The sequence below is a fragment of the Streptomyces sp. CNB091 genome, assembly GCF_000377965.1.
The window spans coordinates 83,684-107,792 of sequence record NZ_KB898998.1; the positions used below are offsets into that span (position 1 = coordinate 83,684).

At 71.6% G+C, this 24,109-nt stretch carries 20 protein-coding genes and 1 tRNA gene; 18 read left to right on the forward strand and 3 right to left on the reverse strand.

Features of this window, described 5'->3' with window-relative positions; genetic code table 11:
• Positions 1–153 precede the first annotated feature (153 nt).
• Both D581_RS0117095 and D581_RS0117100 read left to right on the forward strand, forming a co-directional pair.
• A complete protein-coding gene (locus D581_RS0117095) occupies positions 154–1,590 on the forward strand; it encodes an NAD-dependent malic enzyme (RefSeq protein ID WP_018958439.1) in 1,437 nt (478 codons plus the stop codon).
• A gap of 376 nt (positions 1,591–1,966) precedes the next feature.
• The gene (locus tag D581_RS0117100; protein ID WP_003968811.1) at positions 1,967–2,248 is read left to right on the forward strand and encodes an HU family DNA-binding protein; all 282 of its coding nucleotides are present in this window, start codon (positions 1,967–1,969) and stop codon (positions 2,246–2,248) included.
• A gap of 138 nt (positions 2,249–2,386) precedes the next feature.
• On the opposite strand, the gene D581_RS01000000137370 is transcribed toward D581_RS0117100, so the two are convergent.
• Complete coding sequence (locus D581_RS01000000137370; RefSeq protein WP_018958440.1) at positions 2,387–2,917, reverse strand: DUF2000 domain-containing protein; 531 nt, start codon at positions 2,915–2,917, stop codon at positions 2,387–2,389.
• Positions 2,918–2,966: 49 nt separating this feature from the next.
• Here D581_RS01000000137370 and D581_RS0117110 point away from each other — a divergent pair, with 49 nt between their 5' ends.
• Positions 2,967–3,797: a helix-turn-helix transcriptional regulator gene (locus tag D581_RS0117110; protein WP_018958441.1), complete on the forward strand. Its 831-nt coding sequence runs from the start codon at positions 2,967–2,969 to the stop codon at positions 3,795–3,797.
• A 127-nt stretch (positions 3,798–3,924) separates the two neighbouring features.
• Here the strand turns inward: D581_RS0117110 and murA are convergent, their stop codons facing one another.
• A complete protein-coding gene (murA, locus tag D581_RS0117115) occupies positions 3,925–5,265 on the reverse strand; it encodes a UDP-N-acetylglucosamine 1-carboxyvinyltransferase (protein ID WP_018958442.1) in 1,341 nt (446 codons plus the stop codon).
• Between the two features lie 287 nt (positions 5,266–5,552).
• Between murA and D581_RS0117120 the strand changes: the two genes are divergently transcribed.
• The 11 genes from D581_RS0117120 to D581_RS0117175 all read left to right on the forward strand — a co-directional run bounded on the left by D581_RS0117120 (position 5,553) and on the right by D581_RS0117175 (position 19,635).
• A complete protein-coding gene (locus D581_RS0117120; RefSeq protein WP_018958443.1) occupies positions 5,553–6,113 on the forward strand; it encodes a YqgE/AlgH family protein in 561 nt (186 codons plus the stop codon).
• A gap of 121 nt (positions 6,114–6,234) precedes the next feature.
• Positions 6,235–6,531, forward strand: a complete 297-nt coding sequence (locus D581_RS0117125) for a DUF3039 domain-containing protein (protein ID WP_006124925.1) — start codon at positions 6,235–6,237, stop codon at positions 6,529–6,531.
• 239 nt (positions 6,532–6,770) lie between these two features.
• Entirely contained in the window at positions 6,771–8,075 is a 1,305-nt protein-coding gene (locus D581_RS0117130; RefSeq protein WP_026290592.1) for an extracellular solute-binding protein, read from the forward strand.
• Between the two features lie 2 nt (positions 8,076–8,077).
• Positions 8,078–9,058, forward strand: coding sequence for a carbohydrate ABC transporter permease (locus tag D581_RS0117135; protein WP_018958445.1), 981 nt, complete (start codon positions 8,078–8,080; stop codon positions 9,056–9,058).
• A 56-nt stretch (positions 9,059–9,114) separates the two neighbouring features.
• Positions 9,115–9,957 (forward strand): carbohydrate ABC transporter permease, encoded by an 843-nt coding sequence (locus D581_RS0117140; RefSeq protein WP_026290593.1) that lies wholly within the window; start codon positions 9,115–9,117, stop codon positions 9,955–9,957.
• A 4-nt stretch (positions 9,958–9,961) separates the two neighbouring features.
• The gene (locus D581_RS0117145) at positions 9,962–11,632 is read left to right on the forward strand and encodes a beta-N-acetylhexosaminidase (protein ID WP_018958447.1); all 1,671 of its coding nucleotides are present in this window, start codon (positions 9,962–9,964) and stop codon (positions 11,630–11,632) included.
• A gap of 350 nt (positions 11,633–11,982) precedes the next feature.
• Entirely contained in the window at positions 11,983–12,879 is an 897-nt protein-coding gene (locus D581_RS0117150; RefSeq protein ID WP_018958448.1) for an FAD binding domain-containing protein, read from the forward strand.
• On the forward strand, positions 12,876–14,672 hold the full coding sequence (locus tag D581_RS0117155) for a 2Fe-2S iron-sulfur cluster-binding protein (protein WP_018958449.1): 1,797 nt from the start codon (positions 12,876–12,878) through the stop codon (positions 14,670–14,672). Before D581_RS0117150 ends, D581_RS0117155 begins: the two co-directional genes overlap by 4 nt.
• 73 nt (positions 14,673–14,745) lie before the next feature.
• Positions 14,746–17,103, forward strand: coding sequence for a molybdopterin cofactor-binding domain-containing protein (locus tag D581_RS0117165; protein WP_018958450.1), 2,358 nt, complete (start codon positions 14,746–14,748; stop codon positions 17,101–17,103).
• 235 nt (positions 17,104–17,338) lie between these two features.
• Complete coding sequence (locus D581_RS0117170; RefSeq protein WP_026290594.1) at positions 17,339–18,652, forward strand: hypothetical protein; 1,314 nt, start codon at positions 17,339–17,341, stop codon at positions 18,650–18,652.
• Positions 18,653–18,861: 209 nt separating this feature from the next.
• A complete protein-coding gene (locus tag D581_RS0117175; RefSeq protein WP_018958452.1) occupies positions 18,862–19,635 on the forward strand; it encodes a hypothetical protein in 774 nt (257 codons plus the stop codon).
• 60 nt (positions 19,636–19,695) lie between these two features.
• Here D581_RS0117175 and D581_RS0117180 read toward each other — a convergent pair.
• Positions 19,696–19,770: transfer RNA gene (locus D581_RS0117180), tRNA-Cys, on the reverse strand.
• Between the two features lie 240 nt (positions 19,771–20,010).
• Between D581_RS0117180 and D581_RS0117185 the strand changes: the two genes are divergently transcribed.
• From D581_RS0117185 to D581_RS0117200, 4 genes are all read left to right on the forward strand, one after another.
• Positions 20,011–21,516 carry an MFS transporter gene (locus D581_RS0117185; protein ID WP_018958453.1) on the forward strand — a complete coding sequence of 502 codons (1,506 nt, stop codon included), beginning with the start codon at positions 20,011–20,013 and terminating at the stop codon, positions 21,514–21,516.
• A gap of 39 nt (positions 21,517–21,555) precedes the next feature.
• Positions 21,556–21,756, forward strand: a complete 201-nt coding sequence (locus D581_RS0117190; protein WP_026290595.1) for a ribbon-helix-helix protein, CopG family — start codon at positions 21,556–21,558, stop codon at positions 21,754–21,756.
• The gene (locus D581_RS0117195; protein ID WP_018958455.1) at positions 21,753–22,142 is read left to right on the forward strand and encodes a type II toxin-antitoxin system death-on-curing family toxin; all 390 of its coding nucleotides are present in this window, start codon (positions 21,753–21,755) and stop codon (positions 22,140–22,142) included. The genes D581_RS0117190 and D581_RS0117195 overlap by 4 nt, the downstream gene beginning before the upstream one ends.
• A 157-nt stretch (positions 22,143–22,299) precedes the next feature.
• The gene (locus tag D581_RS0117200) at positions 22,300–24,084 is read left to right on the forward strand and encodes a DEAD/DEAH box helicase (RefSeq protein WP_018958456.1); all 1,785 of its coding nucleotides are present in this window, start codon (positions 22,300–22,302) and stop codon (positions 24,082–24,084) included.
• The last annotated feature ends 25 nt before the right edge of the window (positions 24,085–24,109 follow it).

Here is a 24,109-nt window from a genome sequence, read left to right on the forward strand (position 1 = left end):
GAACGGGTAGTTTCTCGTATGGTGGAAACTACTTTCCGAAAGGCGGCAGTCATTACCGGCTACCAGCCGGTAGGTGCGACGATCGGGGAGCGTGTCCGGAACGCGGGTTCCGGATGTGCGGCAATGAAGCTAAGGAAAGCGAAGGACTCGGCCATGGCAACGGCGCCCAGCGTCTCGTACTCGATGACGGTCAGGCTGGAGGTGCCCGCGAGCGGCACCGCGGTCTCCCAGCTCACCACGGCCGTGGAGTCCTCCGGGGGCTCGGTCACCGGCCTCGACGTGACCGCCTCAGGTCACGAGATGCTGCGGATCGACGTCACCATCGCCGCCAGCTCGACCTCGCACGCGGACGAGATCGTCGAAGGCCTGCGCGACATCGTGGGTGTCACGCTGGGCAAGGTCTCCGACCGTACGTTCCTCATGCACCTCGGCGGCAAGATCGAGATGGCGTCCAAGCACCCCATCCGCAACCGTGACGACCTGTCGATGATCTACACCCCCGGCGTCGCCCGGGTCTGCATGGCCATCGCCGAGAACCCCGAGGACGCGCGCCGCCTCACCATCAAGCGCAACTCCGTCGCAGTTGTGACGGACGGCTCCGCGGTGCTCGGCCTCGGCAACATCGGCCCGATGGCCGCGCTGCCCGTCATGGAGGGCAAGGCGGCCCTCTTCAAGCGCTTCGCCGGCATCGACGCCTGGCCGATCTGCCTGGACACCCAGGACACCGACGAGATCGTCGCCATCGTCAAGGCCATCGCCCCCGGCTTCGCGGGCATCAACCTGGAGGACATCTCCGCGCCGCGCTGCTTCGAGATCGAGGCCCGGCTGCGCGAGGCCCTCGACATCCCCGTCTTCCACGACGACCAGCACGGCACCGCGATCGTCGTGCTGGCCTCCCTGACCAACGCCCTGCGCGTGGTGGGCAAGAACATCGGGGACGTACGGGTCGTCATGTCCGGCGCGGGAGCGGCCGGCACGGCCATCCTGAAGCTGCTCATCGCCGCCGGCGTCAAGCACGCCGTCGTCGCCGACATCCACGGTGTGGTGCACGCCGGACGCGAGGACCTGGTCGCGGCCGACCCCGACTCCCCGCTGCGCTGGATCGCCGACAACACCAACCCGGAGGGTGTCACCGGCACCCTCAAGGAGGCCGTGGTCGGCGCCGACGTCTTCATCGGCGTCTCCGCCCCGAACGTGCTGAACGGCGACGACGTCGCCGCGATGGCGGACGGCGCGATCGTGTTCGCGCTCGCGAACCCGGACCCCGAGGTCGACCCCGCGGTCGCCCGTCAGACGGCGGCGGTCGTCGCCACCGGCCGCTCGGACTTCCCCAACCAGATCAACAACGTGCTGGTCTTCCCGGGTGTTTTCCGCGGCCTGCTGGACGCCCAGTCCCGCACCGTCAACACGGAGATGATGCTCGCCGCGGCCGGCGCCCTGGCCGACGTGGTCGCCGAGGACGAGATCAACGCGAACTACATCATCCCCTCGGTCTTCAACGACAAGGTGGCGGGCGCGGTCGCCGGAGCCGTCCGGGCCGCCGCGAAGGCCGCCGCGGGCGCCGGGACAGCCCCCTCCGCCTCCGTCTGACCCCACCGTTTCGGGGGCCCCTCACGGGGCACTCGCAGGACACCCCGGGCCGCACCCGCCCGTGCCGTACGGCGCGTCGCGGGTCGCGGCGCCCCAAACGCCCCTTTAGGGTGGGCGGGCAGTGGGCCCCGCGGGGCCCGGCATCCGCTGCGGTCCGCTCGGCCAAGTCGACGGAGCGTCACCACGAGCGAACCGTGGCGCTTTTCATTGACCCCGAAGGGTTCCGGATTGGCTTTCCCGCCGCTGGTGGGGGCAGGATGCGTAATCGGGCGAGAGGGTCTGACATCAGACCCGGGTCCGGGGACTGTCAGAGGGCCCTGGCAGCATCGGCTTCGATCTCACGCCTCACAGGCAAGAAGAACACGGGAGTAACAACATGAACCGCAGTGAGCTGGTGGCCGCCCTGGCCGACCGCGCCGAGGTGACTCGCAAGGACGCCGACGCCGTGCTGGCCGCGCTCGCCGAGACCGTCGGTGAGATCGTCGCCAAGGGCGACGAGAAGGTCACCATCCCCGGCTTCCTGACCTTCGAGCGCACCCACCGTGCCGCTCGCACCGCTCGCAACCCGCAGACCGGCGACCCGATCAACATCCCCGCCGGCTACAGCGTGAAGGTCTCCGCGGGCTCGAAGCTCAAGGAAGCCGCCAAGGGCAAGTAACCCTCAACGGCGCAACAGAGGGCGGCCACTCCCGACCAGGAGTGGCCGCCCTCGCGCATGCCCGAGGCACATGCGCCCCGCAGGAGCCCCCGCACCGTGCCCGGGGCACGCGAGGGCTCCCACGAGCGTGCGGAGGACTCAGGGGTGCATCCGGGCCCCCTTGAGGACCTTGTCCACGGCGTTGCGCGGCCCGTACACGGCGAGGCCCACCAGATCCAGGGCATCCCGCCCCACCGCCCGTACGGCCGCCCGGTTGTCCCGGTCGTTCCCCGTGCCGAAGAGGTCCGCGGTGAACACGGCCGTCGCCAGCGACCGGGACAGCGCCCTGGCGTGCGCGGTGGTCACCGTCTCCTTCGCCCCCTCGAAGACCAGCACGGGCTGCCGGAGCATCGGCAGATACGTGGTGGAGTCGGCGTCCTCGTAGGGTTCGCCGATCACCTCGGGCACCGCCGTCCCCAGGCCGCTGACCAGAAAGGCGGTCACGTTCAGGCGCTGCCAGGACTCCAGGTCGTCACGGAGCAGCACAGCGACCTTCGTGTCGAAGCGGACGGGTACGCTCCCGGCCGCCGTGGTCCCGCGCTCGGTCCCGCGCTCGGTTCCGCGCTCGGTCTCGCTCCGGGTCTCGCTCTGGGTCCCGCTCCGGGTTTCGGTCTCGTGCGTGATTCTCATGGTTCGAGACTGGCCGGTGGACCCGGGCGCGGTCTTGTACGTTCTTGGCGTGGCGCCGCGGCAGGAGATCAGGGACGTCGCGGCCTGGCGTCCGGCCGTCGCCGGCGTCGTGGAGGTCTTCCACGCCCGCTTCACCGAGCACGCCTACCCCATGCACGTCCACGACGCCTGGACGCTCCTGATCGTCGACGACGGCGCCGTCCGCTACGACCTGGACCGCCACGAGCGCTCCACCCCGGACGGCACGGTGAGCCTGCTGCCGCCCGGCGTCCCGCACAACGGCTCACCCGCGACCACCGACGGCTTCCGCAAACGGGTGCTCTACCTGGACATGACGCACCTCGACGCGGGCCTCGTCGGTCCCGCCGTGGACGCCCCGGATCTCGCCGACCCGCTCCTGCGCACCCGCGTCGGCCGGCTGCACACCGCCCTCGCGGACCCGGGCGACGCGTTCGAGGCGGAGAGCCGCCTGGCGTTCGTCGGCGAGCGGCTGCGGGGGCACCTGCGCCCCGGGGGCCTCCCGACGGGCCCGCCGCCCGGGCGGGGCGTCGCACGGGATCTGCGCGAGCTCCTCGACGAGCGGCTGCGCGAGGGCGTCACCCTGGCCGGGGCCGCCCGGCTGCTGCACGCGCACCCCACCCATCTCGTACGGGCCTTCAGCGCGGCGTACGCCATCGCGCCGCACCAGTACGTGACGTCCCGCCGCGTCGACCGGGCCCGCCGTCTGCTGCTCGACGGGATGCCGCCCGGCGAGGCGGCCGCCGCCGTCGGCTTCCACGACCAGTCCCACCTCACCCGGCACTTCAAGCGGATCGCCGGCACCACCCCGGGGCGCTATGCCCGCCATGCCCGCTCACGCGGCCTTCAGGGGCCCTTCTGACGCCCGACAGCCCGCCGCCCCGGCTCCGAGTACGGAACCGGGGCGGCGGGCCGCTCACGCGGGAACCGCGCGGTGCGCAGTGCTGTGTGCGGCAGCACTGTGCGGCCTTCACGGCGCACGGGGACGGTCAGACGAGCGAACCGCCCGGCAGTTCGACCTTCGCGCCGAGCTTCTCCAGCTTCTCCATGAAGTTCTCGTAACCGCGGTTGATCAGGTCGATGCCGTGCACCCGGGAGGTGCCCTGCGCCGCCAGTGCCGCGATCAGGTACGAGAAGCCGCCCCGGAGGTCCGGGATGACCAGGTCGGCGCCCTGGAGCCTGGTCGGTCCGGAGACGACCGCCGAGTGCAGGAAGTTGCGCTGGCCGAAGCGGCAGTCCGAGCCGCCGAGGCACTCGCGGTACAGCTGGATGTGCGCGCCCATCTGGTTGAGCGCTGAGGTGAAGCCGAGCCGCGACTCGTACACCGTCTCGTGGACGATCGACAGGCCCGCGGCCTGCGTCAGCGCGACCACCAGGGGCTGCTGCCAGTCCGTCTGGAAGCCGGGGTGCACGTCCGTCTCCAGCGCGATGGCGTTCAGCGCGCCGCCCGGGTGCCAGAAGCGGATGCCCTCGTCGTCGATCTCGAAGGCCCCGCCGACCCGGCGGAAGGTGTTCAGGAAGGTCATCATCGAGCGCTGCTGCGCGCCGCGCACATAGATGTTGCCCTCGGTCGCCAGCGCCGCCGACGCCCAGGAAGCCGCCTCCAGGCGGTCCGGGATCGCCCGGTGGGTGTAACCGTCGAGCTTGTCGACACCGGTGATCCGGATGGTCCGGTCGGTGTCCACGGAGATGATCGCGCCCATCTTCTGCAGTACGCAGATGAGGTCCTCGATCTCCGGCTCGACGGCCGCGTTGGACAGCTCGGTGACGCCCTCGGCGAGGACGGCGGTGAGCAGCACCTGCTCGGTGGAGCCCACCGAGGGGTACGGCAGCCGGATCTTGGTGCCGCGCAGCCGCTGCGGGGCCTCCAGGTACTGGCCGTCCGCCCGCTTCTCGATGGTCGCGCCGAACTGGCGCAGCACCTCGAAGTGGAAGTCGATCGGCCGGCCGCCGATGTCGCAGCCGCCCAGGCCCGGGATGAAGGCGTGGCCGAGGCGATGCAGCAGTGGGCCGCAGAACAGGATCGGAATGCGCGAAGACCCCGCGTGGGCATCGATGTCGGCGACGTTCGCCGACTCGACGTGCGAGGGGTCGAGGATCAGTTCGCCGGGCTCGTCGCCGGGCCGGACGGTGACGCCGTGGAGCTGGAGGAGCCCCCGGACCACCCGTACGTCACGGATGTCGGGAACGTTGCGGAGGCGGCTGGGCCCGCTGCCGAGCAGCGCGGCGACCATGGCCTTCGGCACCAGGTTCTTGGCGCCTCGGACGCGGATCTCGCCCTCCAGCGGGGTTCCGCCGTGGACAAGCAGGACATCGTCTGTGCCGGTCATGTATCTCGCGTTCCGGAGTGGTCGGGCAGGGGGCCAAAGAAAAGGGTAATGGCCTCCTACCCCCCTTCCGTAAGGCGAAGGGGGGTGTACGAACGTCATGAAACGGCCACAACACCCTCCGCGCACCCGATCTTGCGGAGGGTTACCGTCCGGATGGCCCACCGCGCCGCCGCCCCACGGTGCGCTCCCCGTGCCTCCGTGCGCCCTGAGCTGCGCTCGCTCTCCTGAGGGCGGCATCACGGTCACTCACCCCCCGTGGAGGGTGAAGATGCGGGATCATTCCTGCCATGACGGAGGTGTCCTCGCTCACAGGGCGGCTGCTCGTGGCCGCGCCCGCCCTCACGGACCCGAATTTCGACCGGGCGGTGGTGCTGCTCCTCGACCACGACGAGGAGGGCTCCCTCGGCGTGGTCCTCAACCGCCCGACCCCGGTCGGCGTCGGCGACATCCTCGCGTCCTGGGCGAGTCTGACCGGCGAGCCGGACGTCGTCTTCCAGGGCGGCCCGGTCTCGCTCGACTCCGCGCTCGGCGTGGCGGTGATCCCCGGCGACGAGGGCCCGCTCGGCTGGCGGCGGGTGCACGGGGCGATCGGCCTGGTCGATCTGGAGACCCCGCCGGAGCTGCTTGGCCCCGCCCTCGGTTCGCTGCGGATCTTCGCCGGATACGCGGGCTGGGGCCCCGGTCAACTGGAGGGCGAGCTGAACGAGGGCGCGTGGTACGTGGTCGAGTCGGAGCCCGGCGACGTCTCCTCCCCGCGCCCCGAACGGCTCTGGCGCGCGGTGCTCCGCCGCCAGCGCAGCGAGCTCGCGATGATCGCCACGTATCCGGACGACCCTTCGCTCAACTGAGCGACGAACCGTCGCTCGCGCAGGGGGCGGCCCGTCGTTCACCTGAGGGACGAACCTCCGCTCGACCGGGGGTGACCCTTCCCTCAACCGGAGGCCGCCTCTTTCAGTACCCTTGGCGGTTATGAGCACTCTTGAGCCCGATCGCGGGGCAGGTACGGGGACCCTCGTCGAGCCGACGCCGCAGGTGTCGAGGGGCGACGGCGACCACGAGCGCTACGCCCATTACGTCCAGAAGGACAAGATCATGGCGAGTGCCCTGGAGGGCACTCCCGTGGTCGCGTTGTGCGGGAAGGTCTGGGTGCCGGGGCGCGACCCCAAGAAGTACCCGGTCTGTCCCATGTGCAAGGAGATCTACGAGTCCATGGGCGCCGGCGGCGACAAGGACAAGGGCAAGGGCGGCGGCAAGGACAAGAAGTAGGTCCGGAGCTCACTTGCCGGAAGGCCCCCGGGGCGTGCGACACCGCACGCCCCGGGGGCCTTCCGCCTTCCCGGTCACCCTCGGTGACCGAGCGCTCGCGTTGCACGGGCTGCACCCGCTGGTCACAGAGTGGTCGAGACCACTTGTCGTCGCCGGAACGCGGATCTACTCTCCTGCCAGTTGTGCAGAACGAAACGCACGTTGCACATGATGCAACGCATGACCGGTAGGGGTTCCGGATGAAGCTTTCTGCCCGAATTGCCGCCCCGGCTGCGGCGCTTGTGCTGGCCGGCCTCACCGCCACCGCCTGCGCGCCGCAGACCTCCGACACCAGTGCGAAGGGTGACGAGAAGAGCGGCACGCTCCGTGTCTGGCTCTTCCAGGAGGTCGGCAACAAGCCCAAGGAGAAGGTCGTCGACTCGGCCGTCGCCGCGTTCGAGAAGGCCCACAAGGGCGCGAAGGTCGAGGTCGAGTACATACCGGTCGACACCCGCGCACAGCGGATCAAGGCCGCGTTCAACGACCCCAAGAGCGCCCCGGACCTCATCGAGTACGGCAACTCCGACACCGCCGGATACGTCAAGGACGGCGGACTCGCTGACATCACCGAGGAGTTCGGCGCCTGGGACGAGGCCAAGGACACCGACCCCATCGCCAAGCAGTCGGTCACCGTCGGCGACAAGATCTACGGCGCGCCCTTCTTCGTCGGCGTCCGGGCCCTCTACTACCGCACCGACGTCTTCGAGGACCTCGGCATCGAGGCCCCCAAGTCGCAGGCCGAGCTGATCTCCACCGCCAAGAAGATCCGCAAGGCCAAGCCCGACCTCTACGGCCTCGCGGTCGGCGGCGCGTACACCTACGGCGCGATGCCCTTCATCTGGGCCAACGGCGGCGAGCTCGCGGGCGAGACCGGCGGGACGTACAAGTCGGGCATCAACAGCGAGAAGTCCCGCAAGGGCATCGAGGCCTACACCTCCCTCTTCGGCGACGACAACTGCCCGGCCGCCAAGTGCGCCTCCATGGGCGGCAACGCCACCGTGACCGCCTTCGCCTCCGGCAAGGCGGCCATGGCCATCGGCGGCGACTTCAGCCACGCGGCCGTCGAGGCGGGCGCGGTCAAGGGCAAGTACGCCGTCGTCCCGCTGCCCGGCGTCGCCAAGAACTCCATCGCCCCCGCCTTCGCCGGCGGCAACAACCTCGGCATCCTCAAGAGCAGTTCGCACCGCACCCTCGCCGTCGACCTGATGAAGTCGCTCAGCGGCAAGAAGGCCCAGGCCGAGATGTTCGACGCGATGGGCTTCCTGCCCACCTACACCGACGTCCTGGACAACGCCGCGAAGAAGGAGCCCTTCGTCGCCCCGTTCGTCGAGACCCTGGGCGCGGGCGCCAAGTTCGTCCCCGCCTCGCCCGCCTGGGGCCAGATCGACGCCTCGCTGGTCCTGCCGACGATGTTCCAGGAGATCGTCTCCGGCCGTAAGGACGTGGCCGAGGCCTCGGACGACGCGGCGAAGAAGATGGACACGGCCTTCACCGACGCGGGCTGACGATGACCACGCACACCACCCCGCTCAAGGCGCCGCCCGCGGCCGGGAAGGGCGGCGGCACCCCGGCCGCCCGCCCGCCCCGGCGCGGCCGGTCCGTCTCGCCCGCGAACCGCGCCGGCTGGACCCCGTGGCTCTACCTTCTGCCGGCGCTCGTCCTGCTCGCCGGGCTGCTGGTCTACCCGATCTACCAACTCGGCCTGATCTCGTTCCTGGAGTACACCCAGGCCCAGGTCAGCGGCGGCGAGCCCACCACCTTCCAGGGCTTCGGCAACTACGCCACCCTCTTCAACGACAGCCAGTTCTGGCAGGTCCTCCTCGCCACCGTGGTCTTCGCCGCGGCCTGCGTGGTGTCCACCCTGATCGTCGGCTGCGCACTGGCCGTCCTGCTCACCCGCGTCCGCGCCGTGCCCCGGCTCGCGCTGATGATGGCCGCGCTCGGCGCCTGGGCCACCCCCGCGATCACCGGCTCCACCGTCTGGGTCTTCCTCTTCGACCCCGACTTCGGACCGGTCAACAAGATGCTGGGACTCGGCGACTTCTCCTGGATGTACGGGCGCTACAGCGCCTTCGCCGTGGTGCTCTTCGCGGTCCTGTGGTGCTCGTTCCCGTTCGTGATGGTCACCGTGTACGCGGGCATCCGGGCCATCCCGACCGAAGTGCTGGAGGCCGCCTCGCTGGACGGCGCGTCCCAGTGGCGGATCTGGCGCACCATCATGGCGCCGATGCTCAAGCCCATCCTGATCGTCGTCACCATCCAGTCGATCATCTGGGACTTCAAGGTCTTCACCCAGATCTACGTCATGACCAGCGGCGGCGGCATCGCCGGCCAGAACCTGGTGCTCAACGTGTACGCGTACCAGAAGGCGTTCGCGTCCTCGCAGTACAGCCTCGGATCCGCGATCGGCGTCGTGATGCTGGTGATCCTGCTGGCCGTCACGCTGGTCTATCTGCGCCTGGTGAGGCGCCAGGGGGAGGAACTGTGAGCGCGACGACCGACAGTCCCGTACGCGGTCCCGCGAAGGGCACGCGCGGCGGCGGCATCGCCAGGCTGCTGCGCGTCAAGCGGCCCGGCAGGCTGGCCGCTGAGGCCGCCGCCCTGCTGATCGCGGTGGCGGTCGCCTTCCCCCTCTACTGGATGGTGCTCTCCGCCTTCAAACCGGCCGGGGAGATCCAGTCCACCGAGGCCCGCCCCTGGACGCTGTCCCCCTCGCTCGACTCGTTCCGCCGGGTCTTCGAACAGCAGGACTTCGGCCGCTACTTCCTCAACAGCCTGCTGGTGGCGGGCACGGTCGTCATCCTCTCCGCGCTGATCGCCTTCCTCGCCGCCACCGCCGTGACCCGCTTCCGCTTCAAGTTCCGCACCACGCTGCTGATCATGTTCCTGGTCGCGCAGATGGTGCCGGTGGAGGCGCTGACCATCCCGCTGTTCTTCCTGATGCGGGACTTCGGCCAGCTGAACACGCTCGGCTCGCTGATCCTGCCGCACCTCGCCTTCTCGCTGCCGTTCGCCATCTGGATGCTGCGCGGCTTCGTCAAGGCCGTCCCCGAAGCCCTGGAGGAGGCCGCCTACATCGACGGGGCCAGCCGCACCCGCTTCCTCTGGCAGATCCTCTTCCCGCTGGTCTTCCCGGGCCTCGTGGCGACCAGCGTCTTCTCCTTCATCACCACCTGGAACGACTTCCTGTTCGCGAAGTCGTTCATCATCAGCGACACCTCCCAGTCGACGCTGCCCATGGCGTTGCTGGTCTTCTTCAAACCGGACGAGAACGACTGGGGAGGGATCATGGCAGCCTCGACGGTGATGACCATTCCCGTACTGGTCTTCTTCGTACTCGTACAGCGACGCCTCGTCTCCGGACTGGGCGGAGCGGTAAAGGACTGATGGCATGACACCCGAGGACTCCCTCTCCACGGGCGCCGTGGACGCCGCGGCTCTCGGCCTGATCCCGGCCCCGCGCACCCTGACGGCGGCCCCCTCCGGGCGGCCGTACCCGCTGGGCCACGAGACCCCGCTGAGCGCCGCGCCGGGCACGGAGGGCGTCGCCCGCTGGCTGCGCACCACGCTCGGCGCGGCCACCGGACTGCCCCTGGCCGAGGGCACGGGCGAGCGCGGCATCGTGCTCGCCCTCGACGAGGAACTGGCCCCCGAGGCCTACCGTCTCGCCGTCGGAACCGATGCCGTACGCCTCACGGGCGGCAGCGCCGCGGGCGTCTTCCGGGGAGCGCAGACCCTCCGTCAGCTCCTCGGCCCGGACGCCTTCCGGCGCGCGCCCCTCGCCGCGAGCCGCGCCTGGGAGGTCCCGGCGGTCGTCGTCGAGGACGAACCCCGCTTCGGCTGGCGCGGCATGATGCTCGACGTCTGCCGGCACTTCCTGCCCAAGGACGACGTCCTGCGCTACCTGGACCTGCTGGCCGCCCACAAGCTGAACGTCTTCCACTTCCACCTCACCGACGACCAGGGCTGGCGCATCGAGATCAAGCGCTACCCCCGGCTGACCGAGGTCGGCTCCTGGCGATCACGCACCAAATACGGCCACCGGGCCTCCGACCTGTGGGACGAGACCCCCTACGGCGGCTTCTACACCCAGGACGACATCCGCGAGATCGTCGCCTACGCCGCCGAGCGGCACATCCGGGTCGTCCCCGAGATCGACATCCCGGGCCACTCGCAGGCGGCCATCAGCGCCTACCCCGAACTGGGCAACACCGACGTCATCGACACCACCGCCCTGACCGTCTGGGACACCTGGGGCGTCAACCCGAACGTACTCGCCCCCACCGACGACACCCTGCGCTTCTTCGAAGGCGTCCTGGAGGAGGTGCTCGAACTCTTCCCCGCCGAGACCTCCCCGTTCGTCCACATGGGCGGCGACGAGTGCCCCAAGGGGCAGTGGAAGGAGTCCCCGCTCGCCCAGGCCCGGATCGCCGAACTCGGCGTGAAGGACGAGGACGGGCTCCAGTCCTGGTTCATCCGGCACTTCGACGCCTGGCTCACCGGGCGGGGCCGCCGCCTCATCGGCTGGGACGAGATCCTCGAAGGGGGCCTCGCCGAAGGGGCCGTGGTCTCCTCCTGGCGCGGTTACGGCGGCGGCATCGCGGCCGCCGAGGCCGGCCACGACGTCGTGATGTGCCCCGAGCAGCAGGTGTATCTGGACCACCGTCAGGACGGCGGCCCCGACGAGCCGATGCCCATCGGGTATGTCCGCAGCCTGGAGGACGTCTACCGCTTCGAGCCCGTCCCGCCGGGCCTCAGCGAGGAGGCGGCCGGTCACATCCTGGGCACCCAGGCCAACGTCTGGACCGAGGTCATGCAGAACCGGGCCCGCGTCGACTACCAGGTCTTCCCGCGCCTCGCCGCCTTCGCCGAGGTCGCCTGGTCCGTCCTGCCCGCCCCGGCCGACCGGGACTTCGCGGCGTTCGACGCCCGGATGACGGCCCATTACGCCCGGCTCGACGCCCTCGGCGTGGACTACCGCCCGCCGGGCGGCCCATATCCCCGGCAGCAGCGCCCCGGCGTCCTCGGCTTCCCGCGCGAGGGAGCTCCGCCCGTGGTGTGACCCCGCACCGCACCGCCCGGCCGCGGCCGTCCTCCGGGACCGCCGCGGCCGGCGCGCGTCCGGGCCCCACAGCCCTGACGGCACACGCCCAAGACCCCGCCCCACGCATCGAAGTGAGGACGCGAACCGCAATAAGTCGTACAAGCCTCGCTGAAGAGTGCCAATTCACCCTCCCCGCCGAAGAAGGACGAAACCCGGCCATCTCGCAGGTCAGGGACGGATCCACCCTTCGCGGACCCTCGCGACGGTCCGATCCGAAGATGTGCCAGAGTTGCCACGTCCGGGCTGTGAACACGTACCGTACGGCGGAACAGGCGGGACAGCCGGGAGACCGGGAAGGGGCAGCTGGGTTGACCACGCACGCACCGCAGGCGATGCAGACGGTGACGCTGCCGGCCTCGTTGGACGAGGCCGTGGCGGCACTCGGCGCCATGCCCGCAGCCGTTCCGGTCGCGGGGGGCACGGACCTGATGGCGGCCGTCAACAAGGGGCTCCTGCGCCCCTCGGGGCTGGTCGGCCTCGGCCGGATCAGCGAGCTGCGCGGCTGGCACTACCAGGACGGCCACGCCCTCCTCGGCGCCGGCCTCACCCACGCCCGCATGGGGCGGCCCGACTTCGCCGCCCTGATCCCCGCCCTCGCCGCCTCCGCCCGCGCCGCGGGACCACCGCAGATCCGCAACGCCGGCACGCTCGGCGGCAACATCGTCACCTCCGCGCCCACCGGCGACGCCCTGCCGGTGCTGGCCGCGCTGGAGGCCGAGCTGGTCATCGCGGGCCCCGACGGAGCCCGCCGCGAGATCCCCGTCTCCCACCTGCTGGCGGGCCGTGAACTGCTGGAGCCCGCGGAGCTGATCGGCTTCGTCCGCGTACCGCTGCTGCACGCCCCGCAGGTGTTCCTGAAGGCCACCGGCCGCACCGGCCCGGGCCGCGCCACCGCCTCGGTCGCCATCGTCCTGGACCCGGCCCGCCGGGGCGTGCGCTGCGCGGTCGGCGCCATCGCCCCGATGCCGCTGCGCCCGCTGGAGGCGGAGCGCTGGATCGCCTCGCTGATCGACTGGGACGGCGAGCGGGGCCTGGCCCCCGACGCGCTGGCCGCCTTCGGCGAGTACGTCGCCGCGGCCTGCATCCCCGACCACGCACCACCCGCCGACGGAACAGAGGCCCCGCCGCTGTCCCCGGCCGTACTGCACCTGCGGCGCACCGTCGCCGCGCTCGCCCGACGCGCGCTGGGGAGGGCACTGTCGTGAGCAATGAGGAATTCCCCGACCAGCACGGGCGGCAGGGCCACCCCGAGGGCCCGGACCCCCGTTACGGCGGCTGGGAGCCGACGCCGCAGGGCGACGGGTTCGACGCCGACGCCACCGCGTTCGTCCACCTCCCGCCGGAGGACCTGGCGAACATTCCCCTGGCCGCTCCCGGCCAGGGGTACGTCCCGCCGATGATCCTGCCGCTGACCCCGGCCGCGGGTCTGGACCCGGCGGCGACGGGCAGCTGGGTGCTCCAGACGCCGAGCCAGCAGGCACAGGCCGAGCAGCGCGCCCAGGAGGCCGCCGCCGCCCGGGAGTCCGCCGCCCAGGGGCCCGGCGCGGTCCACTGGCCGGACCCGAACCAGCAGGGCGGGCAGGGCGGCTACCCGGGCCCGTACCAGGACACGTCGCACGCCACGGCCCAGTGGAACTTCACCGAGGCGTTCGGCGGGCCGCCGACCCCGCAGACGGCGGCGGCCCCGGAGGGCGGACACCCCGGCCACGACGACCGGGCGGACCACGCCGGCCGGGCGGACCACGGTGACCACGGTGACCACGGTGACCACGCCGGTCAGGTGGACCACACCGGCCAGTCCGGTCACACCGGCCAGTCCGGTCACACCGGCCAGTCCGGTCACACCGGCCAGTCCGGCCAGTCCGGTCAGTCCGGCCAGTCCGGCCAGTCCGGTCAGTCCGGTCAGTCCGGTCACACCGGCCAGTGGACGATTCCGGTGGCGGACGGGGACCTCCCGGACGAATCGGGCGAGTTCCTGGCTTCGGCGCAGGCGCCGCAGTGGTACGCGGACAGCGCCCGCCCGGCCACGCTCCCCGGCGGCGCCCCCGCCCCCTGGGCCACCCCGGAGCCGGAGCCGGAGCCGGTGGCCGACGCCGTACCCGTGGCGGAGCAGGTCCCGGAAGCGGAACCGGCGACGGACGGACCGGCGCGGGACGAACCGGCACAGCGAACAGCCCGGGCGGCGGACGCGGAGCCCGCCACCGAAACCGAGGCCCCCGCCGCCGAGGAGCCCGAGACGGCGCCCGCTCCCGAGGCCGAAGCGGACACGGCCCCGGACACGGCCCCGGACACAGTCCCGGACGGAGCCCCGGACGCGGCGCAGGACGCGACTTTGGACGACGCGGCCCCGGAAGCCGACGTCATCTCCGCCTCGGCCCCCGCCCCCGCCCTCCTCGACGCACCGAGCGAGCACCCGTCCGCGTCCTACCTGCTCCATGTGAACGGCGTGGACCGCCCGGTCAGCGACGCCTGGATCGGCGAGTCCCTGCTCTACGTGCTCCGCGAGCGCCTCGGTCTGGCCGGGGCCAAGGACGGCTGCTCGCAGGGCGAGTGCGGCGCCTGCAACGTCCAGGTCGACGGCCGGCTGGTCGCCTCCTGCCTGGTCCCCGCGGCCACGGCGGCGGGCAGCGAGGTGCGTACGGTCGAGGGCCTCGCCGTGGACGGCGAGCCGTCCGACGTCCAGCGCGCCCTGTCCGCCTGCGGAGCCGTCCAGTGCGGCTTCTGCATCCCCGGCATGGCGATGACCGTCCACGACCTCCTGGAGGGCAACCACGCCCCCAGCGAGCTGGAGACCCGCCAGGCACTCTGCGGCAACCTCTGCCGCTGTTCCGGCTACCGGGGCGTGCTCGACGCCGTCGCGGACGTCGTCGCGGCCCGCGAGGCGAGCGCCGATGCGGCCACGGCGGCCCAGGACGAGGCCCGCATCCCGCACCAGGCAGAGCCGGGCGCCGGCGGCGTGCAGCAGGGACCCCACCCGCACGAGGGAGGGGCGCTGTGAGGCACGCCCGCGGCCCCGCCGCACAGCAGCGGCACACGCAACACCAGCACCAGGCGATCGACAAGGAGGCGGCGTGAGCAGCGACGCGGCCACTGCGGCCAACGCGACCAGCACCAGCCTGCCCAGGATCGACGCGCTGAGCGGCGGACCCGGAGGCGGACCGGACCAGGAGCTGCCCCGGATGGGCCTGGGGGCGTCGCTCCCCGCCGCCGACGCCCGCGCGAAGACCGAGGGCACCTTCCCGTACGCGGCGGACCTCTGGGCCGAGGGCCTGCTGTGGGCGGCCGTGCTGCGCTCCCCGCACCCGCACGCGCGGATCCTGTCCATCGACACCTCGGGCGCCGAGGAGATGCCCGGGGTGCGCGCGGTCGTCACGCACGAGGACGTGCCGGGGGACAGCAACTACGGCCGCCACGTCGTGGACCGCCCGGTGTTCGCGTCCGACCTGGTCCGCCACCACGGCGAGCCGATCGCCGCCGTCGCCGCCGACCACCCGGACACCGCACGGCTGGCCGCCGCCGCCATCGCCGTACGGTACGAGGTGCTGGAGCCGGTCACGGACCCGGAGAAGGCGTTCGCGGCGGAGCCCCTGCACCCCGACGGCAACCTGATCCGCCACATCCCGCTGCGCTACGGCGACGCGGAGGCGACGGGCGAGGTCGTCGTCGAGGGCCTCTACCGCATCGGCCGCCAGGACCCGGCCCCGATCGGCGCGGAGGCCGGCCTCGCCGTGCCCCGCCCGGACGGCGGCGTGGAGATCTACACCGCCTCCACCGACCCGCACACCGACCGCGACCTGATCGCCGCCTGCTTCGGCCTGGAACCGGACCGGGTCAAGGTCGTCGTGACCGGGGTGCCGGGCGCGACCGGCGACCGCGAGGACCCGGGCTTCCAGATCCCCCTCGGCCTCCTCGCGCTGCGCACCGGCTGCCCGGTGAAGCTCGCCGCGAGCCGCGAGGAGTCCTTCCTCGGCCACACCCACCGCCACCCCACGCTCCTGCGCTACCGCCACCACGCGGACGCGGAGGGCCGGCTGGTCAAGGTGGAGGCCCAGATCCTCCTGGACGCGGGCGCGTACGCCGACGCCTCCTCGGAGTCCCTGGCGGCCGCCGTGGCCTTCGCCTGCGGGCCGTACGTCGTCCCGCACGCCTTCATCGAGGGCTGGGCGGTCCGGACGAACAACCCGCCGTCGGGCCACGTGCGCGGCGAGGGCGCGATGCAGGTCTGCGCGGCGTACGAGGGCCAGATGGACAAGCTGGCCGCGAAGCTGGGCATCGACCCGGCCGAACTGCGCCTGCGCAACACGCTCTCCACGGGCGACATCCTGCCCACGGGCCAGACGGTGACCTGCCCGGCCCCGGTGGCCGAACTGCTCCAGGCGGTCCGCGACTTCCCCCTCCCCTCCCTCCCCAAGGACGCCCCGGAGGACGACTGGCTGCTGCCGGGCGGCCCCGAGGGCGCGGGGGAGCCCGGCGCGGTGCGCCGGGGCGTGGGCTACGGCCTGGGCATGGTCCACATGCTGGGGGCCGAGGGCAAGGACGAGGTCTCGACCGCCACGGTCCGGGTGCACGACGGCGTGGCCACGGTGATCTGCGCGGCCGTGGAGACGGGCCAGGGCTTCACCACGCTGGCCCGCCAGATCGTCCAGGAGACCCTGGGCATCGAAGAGGTCCACGTGGCCGCCGTCGACACCGACCAGCCCCCGGCGGGCCCGGCGACGCACGGCCGCCACACCTGGGTGTCGGGCGGGGCGGTGGAGCGCGCGGCGAAGATGGTCCGCACCCAGCTGCTCCAGCCGCTGGCCCACAAGTTCGGCATGTCCACGGAACTGCTCCAGATCGCCGACGGCAAGATCACGTCGTACGACGGTGTGCTGTCCACGACGGTCACCGAGGAGTTGGACGGCAAGGAACTCTGGGCCACCGCCCAGTGCCGTCCCCACCCCACGGAACCGCTGGACGAGTCCGGCCAGGGCGACGCGTTCGTCGGCCTCGCGTTCTGCGCGGTACGGGCGGTGGTCGACGTCGACATCGAGCTCGGCTCCGTCCGCGTGGTCGAGATGGCGGTCGCCCAGGACGTCGGCCGCGTCCTGAACCCGGCCCAGCTGGCGATCCGCATCGAGGCGGGCATCACCCAGGGCATCGGCGCGGCCCTCACGGAGAACCTCCGCACCGCCCGCGGCCTCATCCGCCACCCCGACCTGACCGGCTACGCGCTCCCGACCTCGCTGGACGCCCCGGACATCCGCATCGTGAAACTGGTCGAGGAACGCGACGTGGTGGCCCCCTTCGGCGCGAAGCCGGCCTCGGCCGTCCCGGTCGTCACGGCCCCCGCGGCGGTCGCCTCGGCAGTCCGCTCGGCGACGGGCCGCCCGGTGAACCGCCTGCCGATCAGGCCGCAGGCGGCGGTGGCGACGCCTCCCAAGGGTTGACGCGTACCCCGGCGACGGCCCCGCTCAGCAGGCGCCGTCGCCACGGTGGCGGTGAGGTCGTACCGGGGCCCGACGAGAGCGACGAACACGACCCCGACGCGGCCGTGGCCCGGGAGAAATAGGCCCCTCCCCGTAATTCCTGGCTAGTTCGGGTCTCACTCCGGCACCCCCTGTGGCCGCTACATTCACCTCTGTTCGGTCCGGGCCGTCACGACCAGGGGGGAATCAGACAGTCATGCGTCCCACAGAAACCAGGAGTCTCACCGGCAGATCACTCATGGCGGTGACCGTCCACGCGGTCGCCGCCTTGGGCCTCGCCGCCTCACCCGCTACCGCGGTACCGACCGCCACGGCGGCACCCCAGCTCGGCGGCGCCTGCACCGCGGCCGACCTCGGCACCCGCCATCCGTACATCAAGAACACCGAAGTGTCCCCGACGATCACCCACTTCAAGGGCTGGTACGTCACCGAGGGCAGCACCGGCAACCACACCGTCGTCACCAGCACCGAGACGGTCATCACGGTCTCCGTCGGCCTCACCGGCGGCGTCGAGGGCGGTTTCGCCGTCGCGACCCTCGAAGCGGCCAAAGCGAGCCTCGGTCTGGAGGTGAAGGTCGACTACGCCTCCACCAGCAGCGAGTCGAACACGGTTGTGTGGAGCTTCAACCAGCCCGGCTACTACGGCGTCTACAAGGGCACGAAGAAGGTCACCGGTACCTACGGAAGCCTCAACTGCAACCGCTCCCAGCAGAGCGACGGAAGCTGGGCGCTGAAGTGGGCCGAGGGGCCCGGCGGTGGCAGCTTCACCACCTACACCACCCTTGAGGAAGGCGCGGTGCGCTGCCAGGACACGGTGCCCGCGGGCAGCATCATGGCCAAGGCGCAGGGGCTCCTCGACTGCGGCTCGCCCGCCGCGAAGGCCGAGCGCCCAGCGGGCGCGGTGGCACCGACGGCGAAGCCTGCGCAGAAGCAGGACCAGGACCGGGAGCAGGACCAGGAGCACAAGCAGGAACAGGACCGCCTCGCGCAGCCTCCGGCCCGCACCGGCGGCACGCCCGCCGAACAGCCCGGGGCCACCGATAGCGGCGCGCGGGCCGCTCTCGACTGCCAGACCCAGGTCTACAAGATCGCCGTGCCCGGAAAGCCCCTGTCCTGGGGTGCGCCGGTCCTGGCAAGCGACGGTGTCCGCCTGCGACCCTCGACGATCTTCAGCGCCCACCTGGACCACTGGCGCCTGTGCAACGTGACGGAGAGCAACGGGGTCATCGAGGCGACCCTGTGGAACTGGGGCAACGGCGGGTGCGCGACCATCACCGCGCCGGACGCGGCCACCGACCGGGCGGTCCTGAGGACGGTCACGTGCGCGGAGGACGATCTCCAGCGGTTCTTCATCTACCGCGACGTACCCGGCAGTTCGAAGATCGGTGTGCAGAACAAGTACACCGGGTCCATGATGGGCCACGACCGGTACGCGGACGGGGAGTTCGTCCGCCAGTACTCCAGCGGCAGGCAGGACGGTACGGGTACGTACTTCCTGGACGCCGTCTGACGGCCCACGCGCGTTGAGCGGCCCCGCACGCGAACCCTCGGCTTCCGGGTTCCGTGCGGGGCCTTCGCGTCCCCGCCGGAGCGAGAGGCTCTCCGAGCGACGGGGGCACCCGGACACTTCCGGGCCGGCCCGGATAGCCGGAGAATGCCGCGAAGGGCCGAACCCGGCCAAAGGTTCGTACCGTTGTCCGAACAAGGGAGAGCCCGCACGTGATCACTGAACCGGAACTGGTGGGCGGGCCCGGGGCGGATGCGCCCCCGGACGTGGTGAGCGGGTTCGATCCGGGGCAGGAGCTCCCGGCCGGCGGCCGGCGCCGGGCGCGGCCGCTGCTGTGGGCCGTCGCCGGAGCGGTGGTGGCGTCGGCGGTGTGGGCGACGGCGGTCTTCGCGTACGGGATCGGCGGCGACCGGAAACCCGACCCGCGCGGCTACCGCGTGGAGTCCGACTCCTGCGCGGCGGTGGAGCTGAAGGCGCTCGGCAAGGCGGTGGGGGAGCCGGCGGCCGAGCCGTCGACCGAAATGGACGGCATCGAGCACCCCGCCCTCCATCGCATCCGCTGCACCGTCGACTTCACGGCGGCGGCGGTTCGAGCGCCGGACGGCGATGAGGCCTCGGGCTGGTCCACCGGCTATCAGGCGTCCCTCACGGCCGAGTTGCACAAGGAGACCGACCCGCGCCCCGAGTTCGAGGCGAGCAGCACGCTGACGGAGATCGACGGCACGGGCGTGGACCGGGTGGAGCGCGTACCGGACCTCGGCGACCTGGCATATCTGCTGATCATGGAGGACGCATCCCTGCGCGTGCGGGTGGTGGAAGGCGGTTTCGTCGCGACGCTCGCCCTGTCCTCCTGGATGTCTCCTCCGGACATCGACAACGGAACGGACAGTCTGCCCGACGTGGTGGACCAGCCGGAGATGCTCGTCTACCGGGCCGATCTGATCAGCGACACCCGTGAGGTGATGAAAGCCCTGAAGGCCGGCTGACCGACCGCCCGGCGCAAGCCGAACCGGCCGCTCCCTGTCGTGGGGACGGCCGGTTCGCGATGGAGACCGTGACCGGATTCGAACCGGTGTAACTCGAGTTGCAGTCGAGCCCCTGAGCCTCTCGGGCACACGGTCGGGTGTGGTGCGTGGTGCTGCGGTGCGTGGTGCTGCGGTGCGGTGTCGTGCTCCTTGCTGTCCATGACGGTACGGGTCTCCGCCCGCCGCCTCAAGGCATCCGACGGGCCCGCAACGCGACTGCCATACGCCGTTCACACCCGGGTCCGGGCCCGGGGCCCGGGACCTACGACCAAGGGCCGAGTGCGGTGCCGCACATGGACAGGGTTCAAACCGCTCCATGCCCCTTACGCTGGGCCCATGACCGCCCTCGAACCGCGTGACGGCACCGATGCCGCACGCCTCGCGCCGCCCGCGACCGACGATCACTCCTCGGACCCGCTGTCCGACATCCCCCTCGCAGCCGTCGAAGGGGTCCTCGGGCGCACCTACCGGGCGCTCAGCATCGGCATCGTCTCCGTGGTGTTCCTCATCGCGTTCGAGGCCACGGCGGTCGGCACGGCCATGCCGGTCGCCGCGCGTGAGCTGAACGGGATCCCTCTCTACGCCTTCGCCTTCTCCGCGTACTTCACCACCAGCCTGTTCGCCATGGTCCTCTCCGGGCAGTGGGCCGACCGGCGCGGGCCGCTCCAGCCGCTCGCCACCGGGATCACCGCGTTCGGCGTCGGCCTGCTGCTCTCCGGGGCGGCCACCAGCATGTGGGTCTTCATCGCGGGCCGGGCGGTCCAGGGACTCGGCGGCGGGCTGGTGATCGTCGCCCTGTACGTGGTCATCGGGCGGGCCTACCCCGAGCGCATCCGGCCCGCGATCCTGGCGGCCTTCGCCGCGAGCTGGGTGATCCCCTCCGTCGTCGGGCCGCTCGCCTCCGGGACGGTGACCGAGCACCTCGGCTGGCGCTGGGTCTTCGTCGGCATCCCGGCCCTCATCGTGATCCCGCTCGTCCTGGCCCTCCCGGCGATCCGGCGGACGGCCTCCGGGCCCGCGGACCCGGCCGCCGCCACGGAGCCGTACGACCGCCGCCGGATCCGGCTCGCGCTGGGGATCTCGGCCGGGGCGGGGCTGCTCCAGTACGCGGGGCAGGAGCTGAACTGGCTCGCCCTTCTGCCGGCCGCCCTCGGCACCGCCCTGCTGGTGCCCGCCATCCGCGGACTGCTGCCCACCGGGACCGTGCGGGCGGGGCGCGGGCTGCCCTCGGTGGTCCTGCTGCGCGGGGTCGCCGCCGGGTCGTTCGTCGCCGCCGAGTCCTTCGTACCGCTGATGCTGGTCACCCAGCGCGGGCTCTCCCCGACGATGGCCGGGCTCTCGCTGGCCGTGGGCGGGGCGACCTGGGCTCTCGGTTCGTTCGTACAGTCCCGGCCCCGCATGGAGCCCCACCGGGAGCGGCTGATGGTCAGCGGCATGGTGCTGGTCGCCGCCTCGATCGCGGTGGCGCCCTCCGTGCTGATCGAGGGGGTCCCGGTCTGGACCGTCGCCGTCGCCTGGGCCTTCGGCTGCTTCGGGATGGGCATGGTGATCGCCTCCACCAGCGTGCTGCTGCTGAAGCTGTCGGCCCCGGAGGAGGCGGGCTCCAACTCCGCCGCCCTCCAGATCTCCGACGGGCTCTCCAACGTGCTGCTCCTGGCCGGCGGCGGCGCGGCCTTCGCCGCGCTCGGCGGCGGGGCGGTGGGCGCGGCCGCGCACGGGGCGGTGGAGGCCGGAGCCGCCGGCTCGCACCCGGGCGCGTTCGCCGCCGTGTTCCTTCCGATGGCGGGCGTGGCGTTGGTGGGGGCCTGGGTGGCTACCCGGGTCGTCGTGCGGGAGACGTAGCGGTACCACTCTGACCCCATCCGCTGGTACCGTTCTGGTATGGCTATGAACCTGCGTCTCCGTGACGACCAGACCGAAGCCCTCAAGCAGCGTGCCGAGCAGGAGGGCACCAGCATGCACGCCATACTGCTCCAGGCCGTGGACGACTACCTCGCCAGGACCGCGCAGCAGGCCATCGTCCGCAAGACGGCCAAGGAGCAGGCGGCCAAGTGGAGCGAGCTGATGGAGCGACTGAAGTGAGCTGTGTCTATCTGAGCTCCGAGGACATCCTCGTGATCGCCGAGCACGCCTGCGACGACATGCAGATCGTCCTTCGGGACGCAGGACTGCTGGAGTCGGCGGCACACCGCCCCTCCGCCGCCATGTTCGGCGAGGAGGCCTATCCCGAGCTGATCGACAAGGCGGCGGCACTCCTCCAGTCCCTGGCGGTCAACCACCCCCTTTTCGACGGCAACAAAAGGACTGCCTGGCTGTCCTGTGTCACGTTTCTGGCCATGAACGGCGTCGAGCTGCGTCCGGACATCGACGCGGCGGAACGGCTGGTCATCGATGTCGCCACGGGGTCGACGGACGAGATCAAGGCGATCTCCCAGGGGCTGCGGGATCTGGTCCTCGACGCGATGTGAGCACGGTCTCGTCGGGCCCCGGCGCGGCTCGTTCGTACCGGGTTTCAACCGGGCCCCCGGTAGGGTGGCCCGGTTGTCGTATCGCGGGCCGTGCCGATCAGGGCCGGGTCCGGTGCGGACAGCGCCCCACGTACCCGAGAGCCCCGAACCGGAGACCGTGACTACTACCACCGCCTCCCACCACCTCTCACCCGCCTTTCCCGGCCGCGCCCCCTGGGGCACCGCCGGCAAGCTGCGAGCCTGGCAGCAGGGCGCCATGGAGAGGTACATCCAGGAGCAGCCGCGCGACTTCCTCGCCGTCGCGACGCCCGGCGCCGGCAAGACCACGTTCGCGCTGACCCTCGCGTCGTGGCTGCTGCACCACCATGTCGTGCAGCAGATCACCGTCGTCGCCCCGACCGAGCACCTCAAGAAGCAGTGGGCGGAGGCGGCCGCCCGGATAGGGATCAAGCTCGACCCCGACTACAGCGCCGGCCCACTGAGCAAGGAGTACCACGGGGTCGCCGTGACGTACGCCGGTGTCGGGGTCCGTCCGATGCTGCACCGCAACCGCTGCGAGCAGCGCAAGACGCTCGTGATCCTCGACGAGATCCACCACGCCGGTGACTCGAAGTCCTGGGGCGAGGCCTGCCAGGAGGCGTTCGACCCGGCGACCCGGCGGCTCGCGCTGACCGGTACGCCGTTCCGTTCGGACACCAACCCGATCCCGTTCGTGGCGTACGAGGAGGGCAACGACGGCATCCGCCGCTCCTCCGCCGACTACACCTACGGCTACGGCAACGCGCTCGCCGACGGTGTCGTCCGCCCGGTCATCTTCCTCAGCTACAGCGGCAACATGCGCTGGCGCACCAAGGCCGGCGACGAGATCGCCGCGCGGCTCGGCGAGCCGATGACCAAGGACGCCATCGGGCAGGCCTGGCGCACCGCGCTGGCGCCCACCGGCGAGTGGATCCCCAACGTGCTCACCGCCGCCGACAAGCGGCTCACCGAGGTCCGCAAGGGCATTCCCGACGCGGGTGGCCTCGTCATCGCGACCGACCAGGAGTCGGCGCGCGCGTACGCCAAGATCCTCAAGAAGGTCACCGGCGAGACGCCGACCGTGGTCCTCTCCGACGAGAAGGCCGCCTCGAAGAAGATCGACAAGTTCAGCGCGGACGAGTCGCGCTGGATGGTCGCCGTGCGCATGGTGTCCGAGGGTGTCGACGTGCCCCGCCTCGCTGTCGGCGTCTACGCGACGACCATCTCCACGCCGCTCTTCTTCGCCCAGGCCGTCGGCCGCTTCGTGCGGTCCCGCAGGCGCGGCGAGACGGCCTCCGTCTTCGTACCGACGATCCCGATGCTCCTCGACTTCGCCAACGAGATGGAGGTCGAGCGCGACCACGTGCTCGACAAGCCGAAGAAGGGCAGCGACGAGGAGAACCCGTTCTCGGAGGAGGACAAGCTCCTCGCGGACGCGGAGAGGCTGGAGGACGAGGAGACCGAGGAGCAGCTGCCCTTCGAGGCGCTGGAGTCCGACGCCGTCTTCGACCGGGTGCTGTACGACGGCGCCGAGTTCGGCATGCAGGCCCACCCCGGCTCCGAGGAGGAACAGGACTACCTGGGCATCCCCGGGCTCCTCGAACCCGACCAGGTCCAGCTTCTCCTCCAGAAGCGGCAGACCCGGCAGATCGCGCACAGCCGCCAGAAGCCGGCCGAGGAGGCCGACCTCCTGGAGAAGCCGGCCGACGCCCGGCCCGTGGTCACCCACAAGCAGCTGCTGAGCCTGCGCAAGCAGCTCAACACCACGGTCTCCGCCTACACGCACCAGAGCGGCAAGCCCCACGGTGTGATCCACAACGAACTGCGCCGCGTCTGCGGCGGCCCGCCGAGTGCGGAGGCCACGGCACACCAGATCCAGCAGCGGATCGCGAAGGTCCAGGAGTGGGCGACGCGGATGACGTGACCCGCAGGACGTAAACGAGGAGGGC

Coding starts and splice junctions, on each gene's coding strand:
- D581_RS0117095 (WP_018958439.1), top strand. CDS start 154: ATGGCAACGGCGCCCAGCGTCTCGTACTCGATGACGGTCAGGCTGGAG.
- D581_RS0117100 (WP_003968811.1), top strand. CDS start 1,967: ATGAACCGCAGTGAGCTGGTGGCCGCCCTGGCCGACCGCGCCGAGGTG.
- D581_RS01000000137370 (WP_018958440.1), bottom strand. CDS start 2,917: ATGAGAATCACGCACGAGACCGAAACCCGGAGCGGGACCCAGAGCGAG.
- murA (WP_018958442.1), bottom strand. CDS start 5,265: ATGACCGGCACAGACGATGTCCTGCTTGTCCACGGCGGAACCCCGCTG.
- D581_RS0117120 (WP_018958443.1), top strand. CDS start 5,553: ATGACGGAGGTGTCCTCGCTCACAGGGCGGCTGCTCGTGGCCGCGCCC.
- D581_RS0117125 (WP_006124925.1), top strand. CDS start 6,235: ATGAGCACTCTTGAGCCCGATCGCGGGGCAGGTACGGGGACCCTCGTC.
- D581_RS0117130 (WP_026290592.1), top strand. CDS start 6,771: ATGAAGCTTTCTGCCCGAATTGCCGCCCCGGCTGCGGCGCTTGTGCTG.
- D581_RS0117135 (WP_018958445.1), top strand. CDS start 8,078: ATGACCACGCACACCACCCCGCTCAAGGCGCCGCCCGCGGCCGGGAAG.
- D581_RS0117145 (WP_018958447.1), top strand. CDS start 9,962: ATGACACCCGAGGACTCCCTCTCCACGGGCGCCGTGGACGCCGCGGCT.
- D581_RS0117170 (WP_026290594.1), top strand. CDS start 17,339: ATGCGTCCCACAGAAACCAGGAGTCTCACCGGCAGATCACTCATGGCG.
- D581_RS0117185 (WP_018958453.1), top strand. CDS start 20,011: ATGACCGCCCTCGAACCGCGTGACGGCACCGATGCCGCACGCCTCGCG.
- D581_RS0117190 (WP_026290595.1), top strand. CDS start 21,556: ATGGCTATGAACCTGCGTCTCCGTGACGACCAGACCGAAGCCCTCAAG.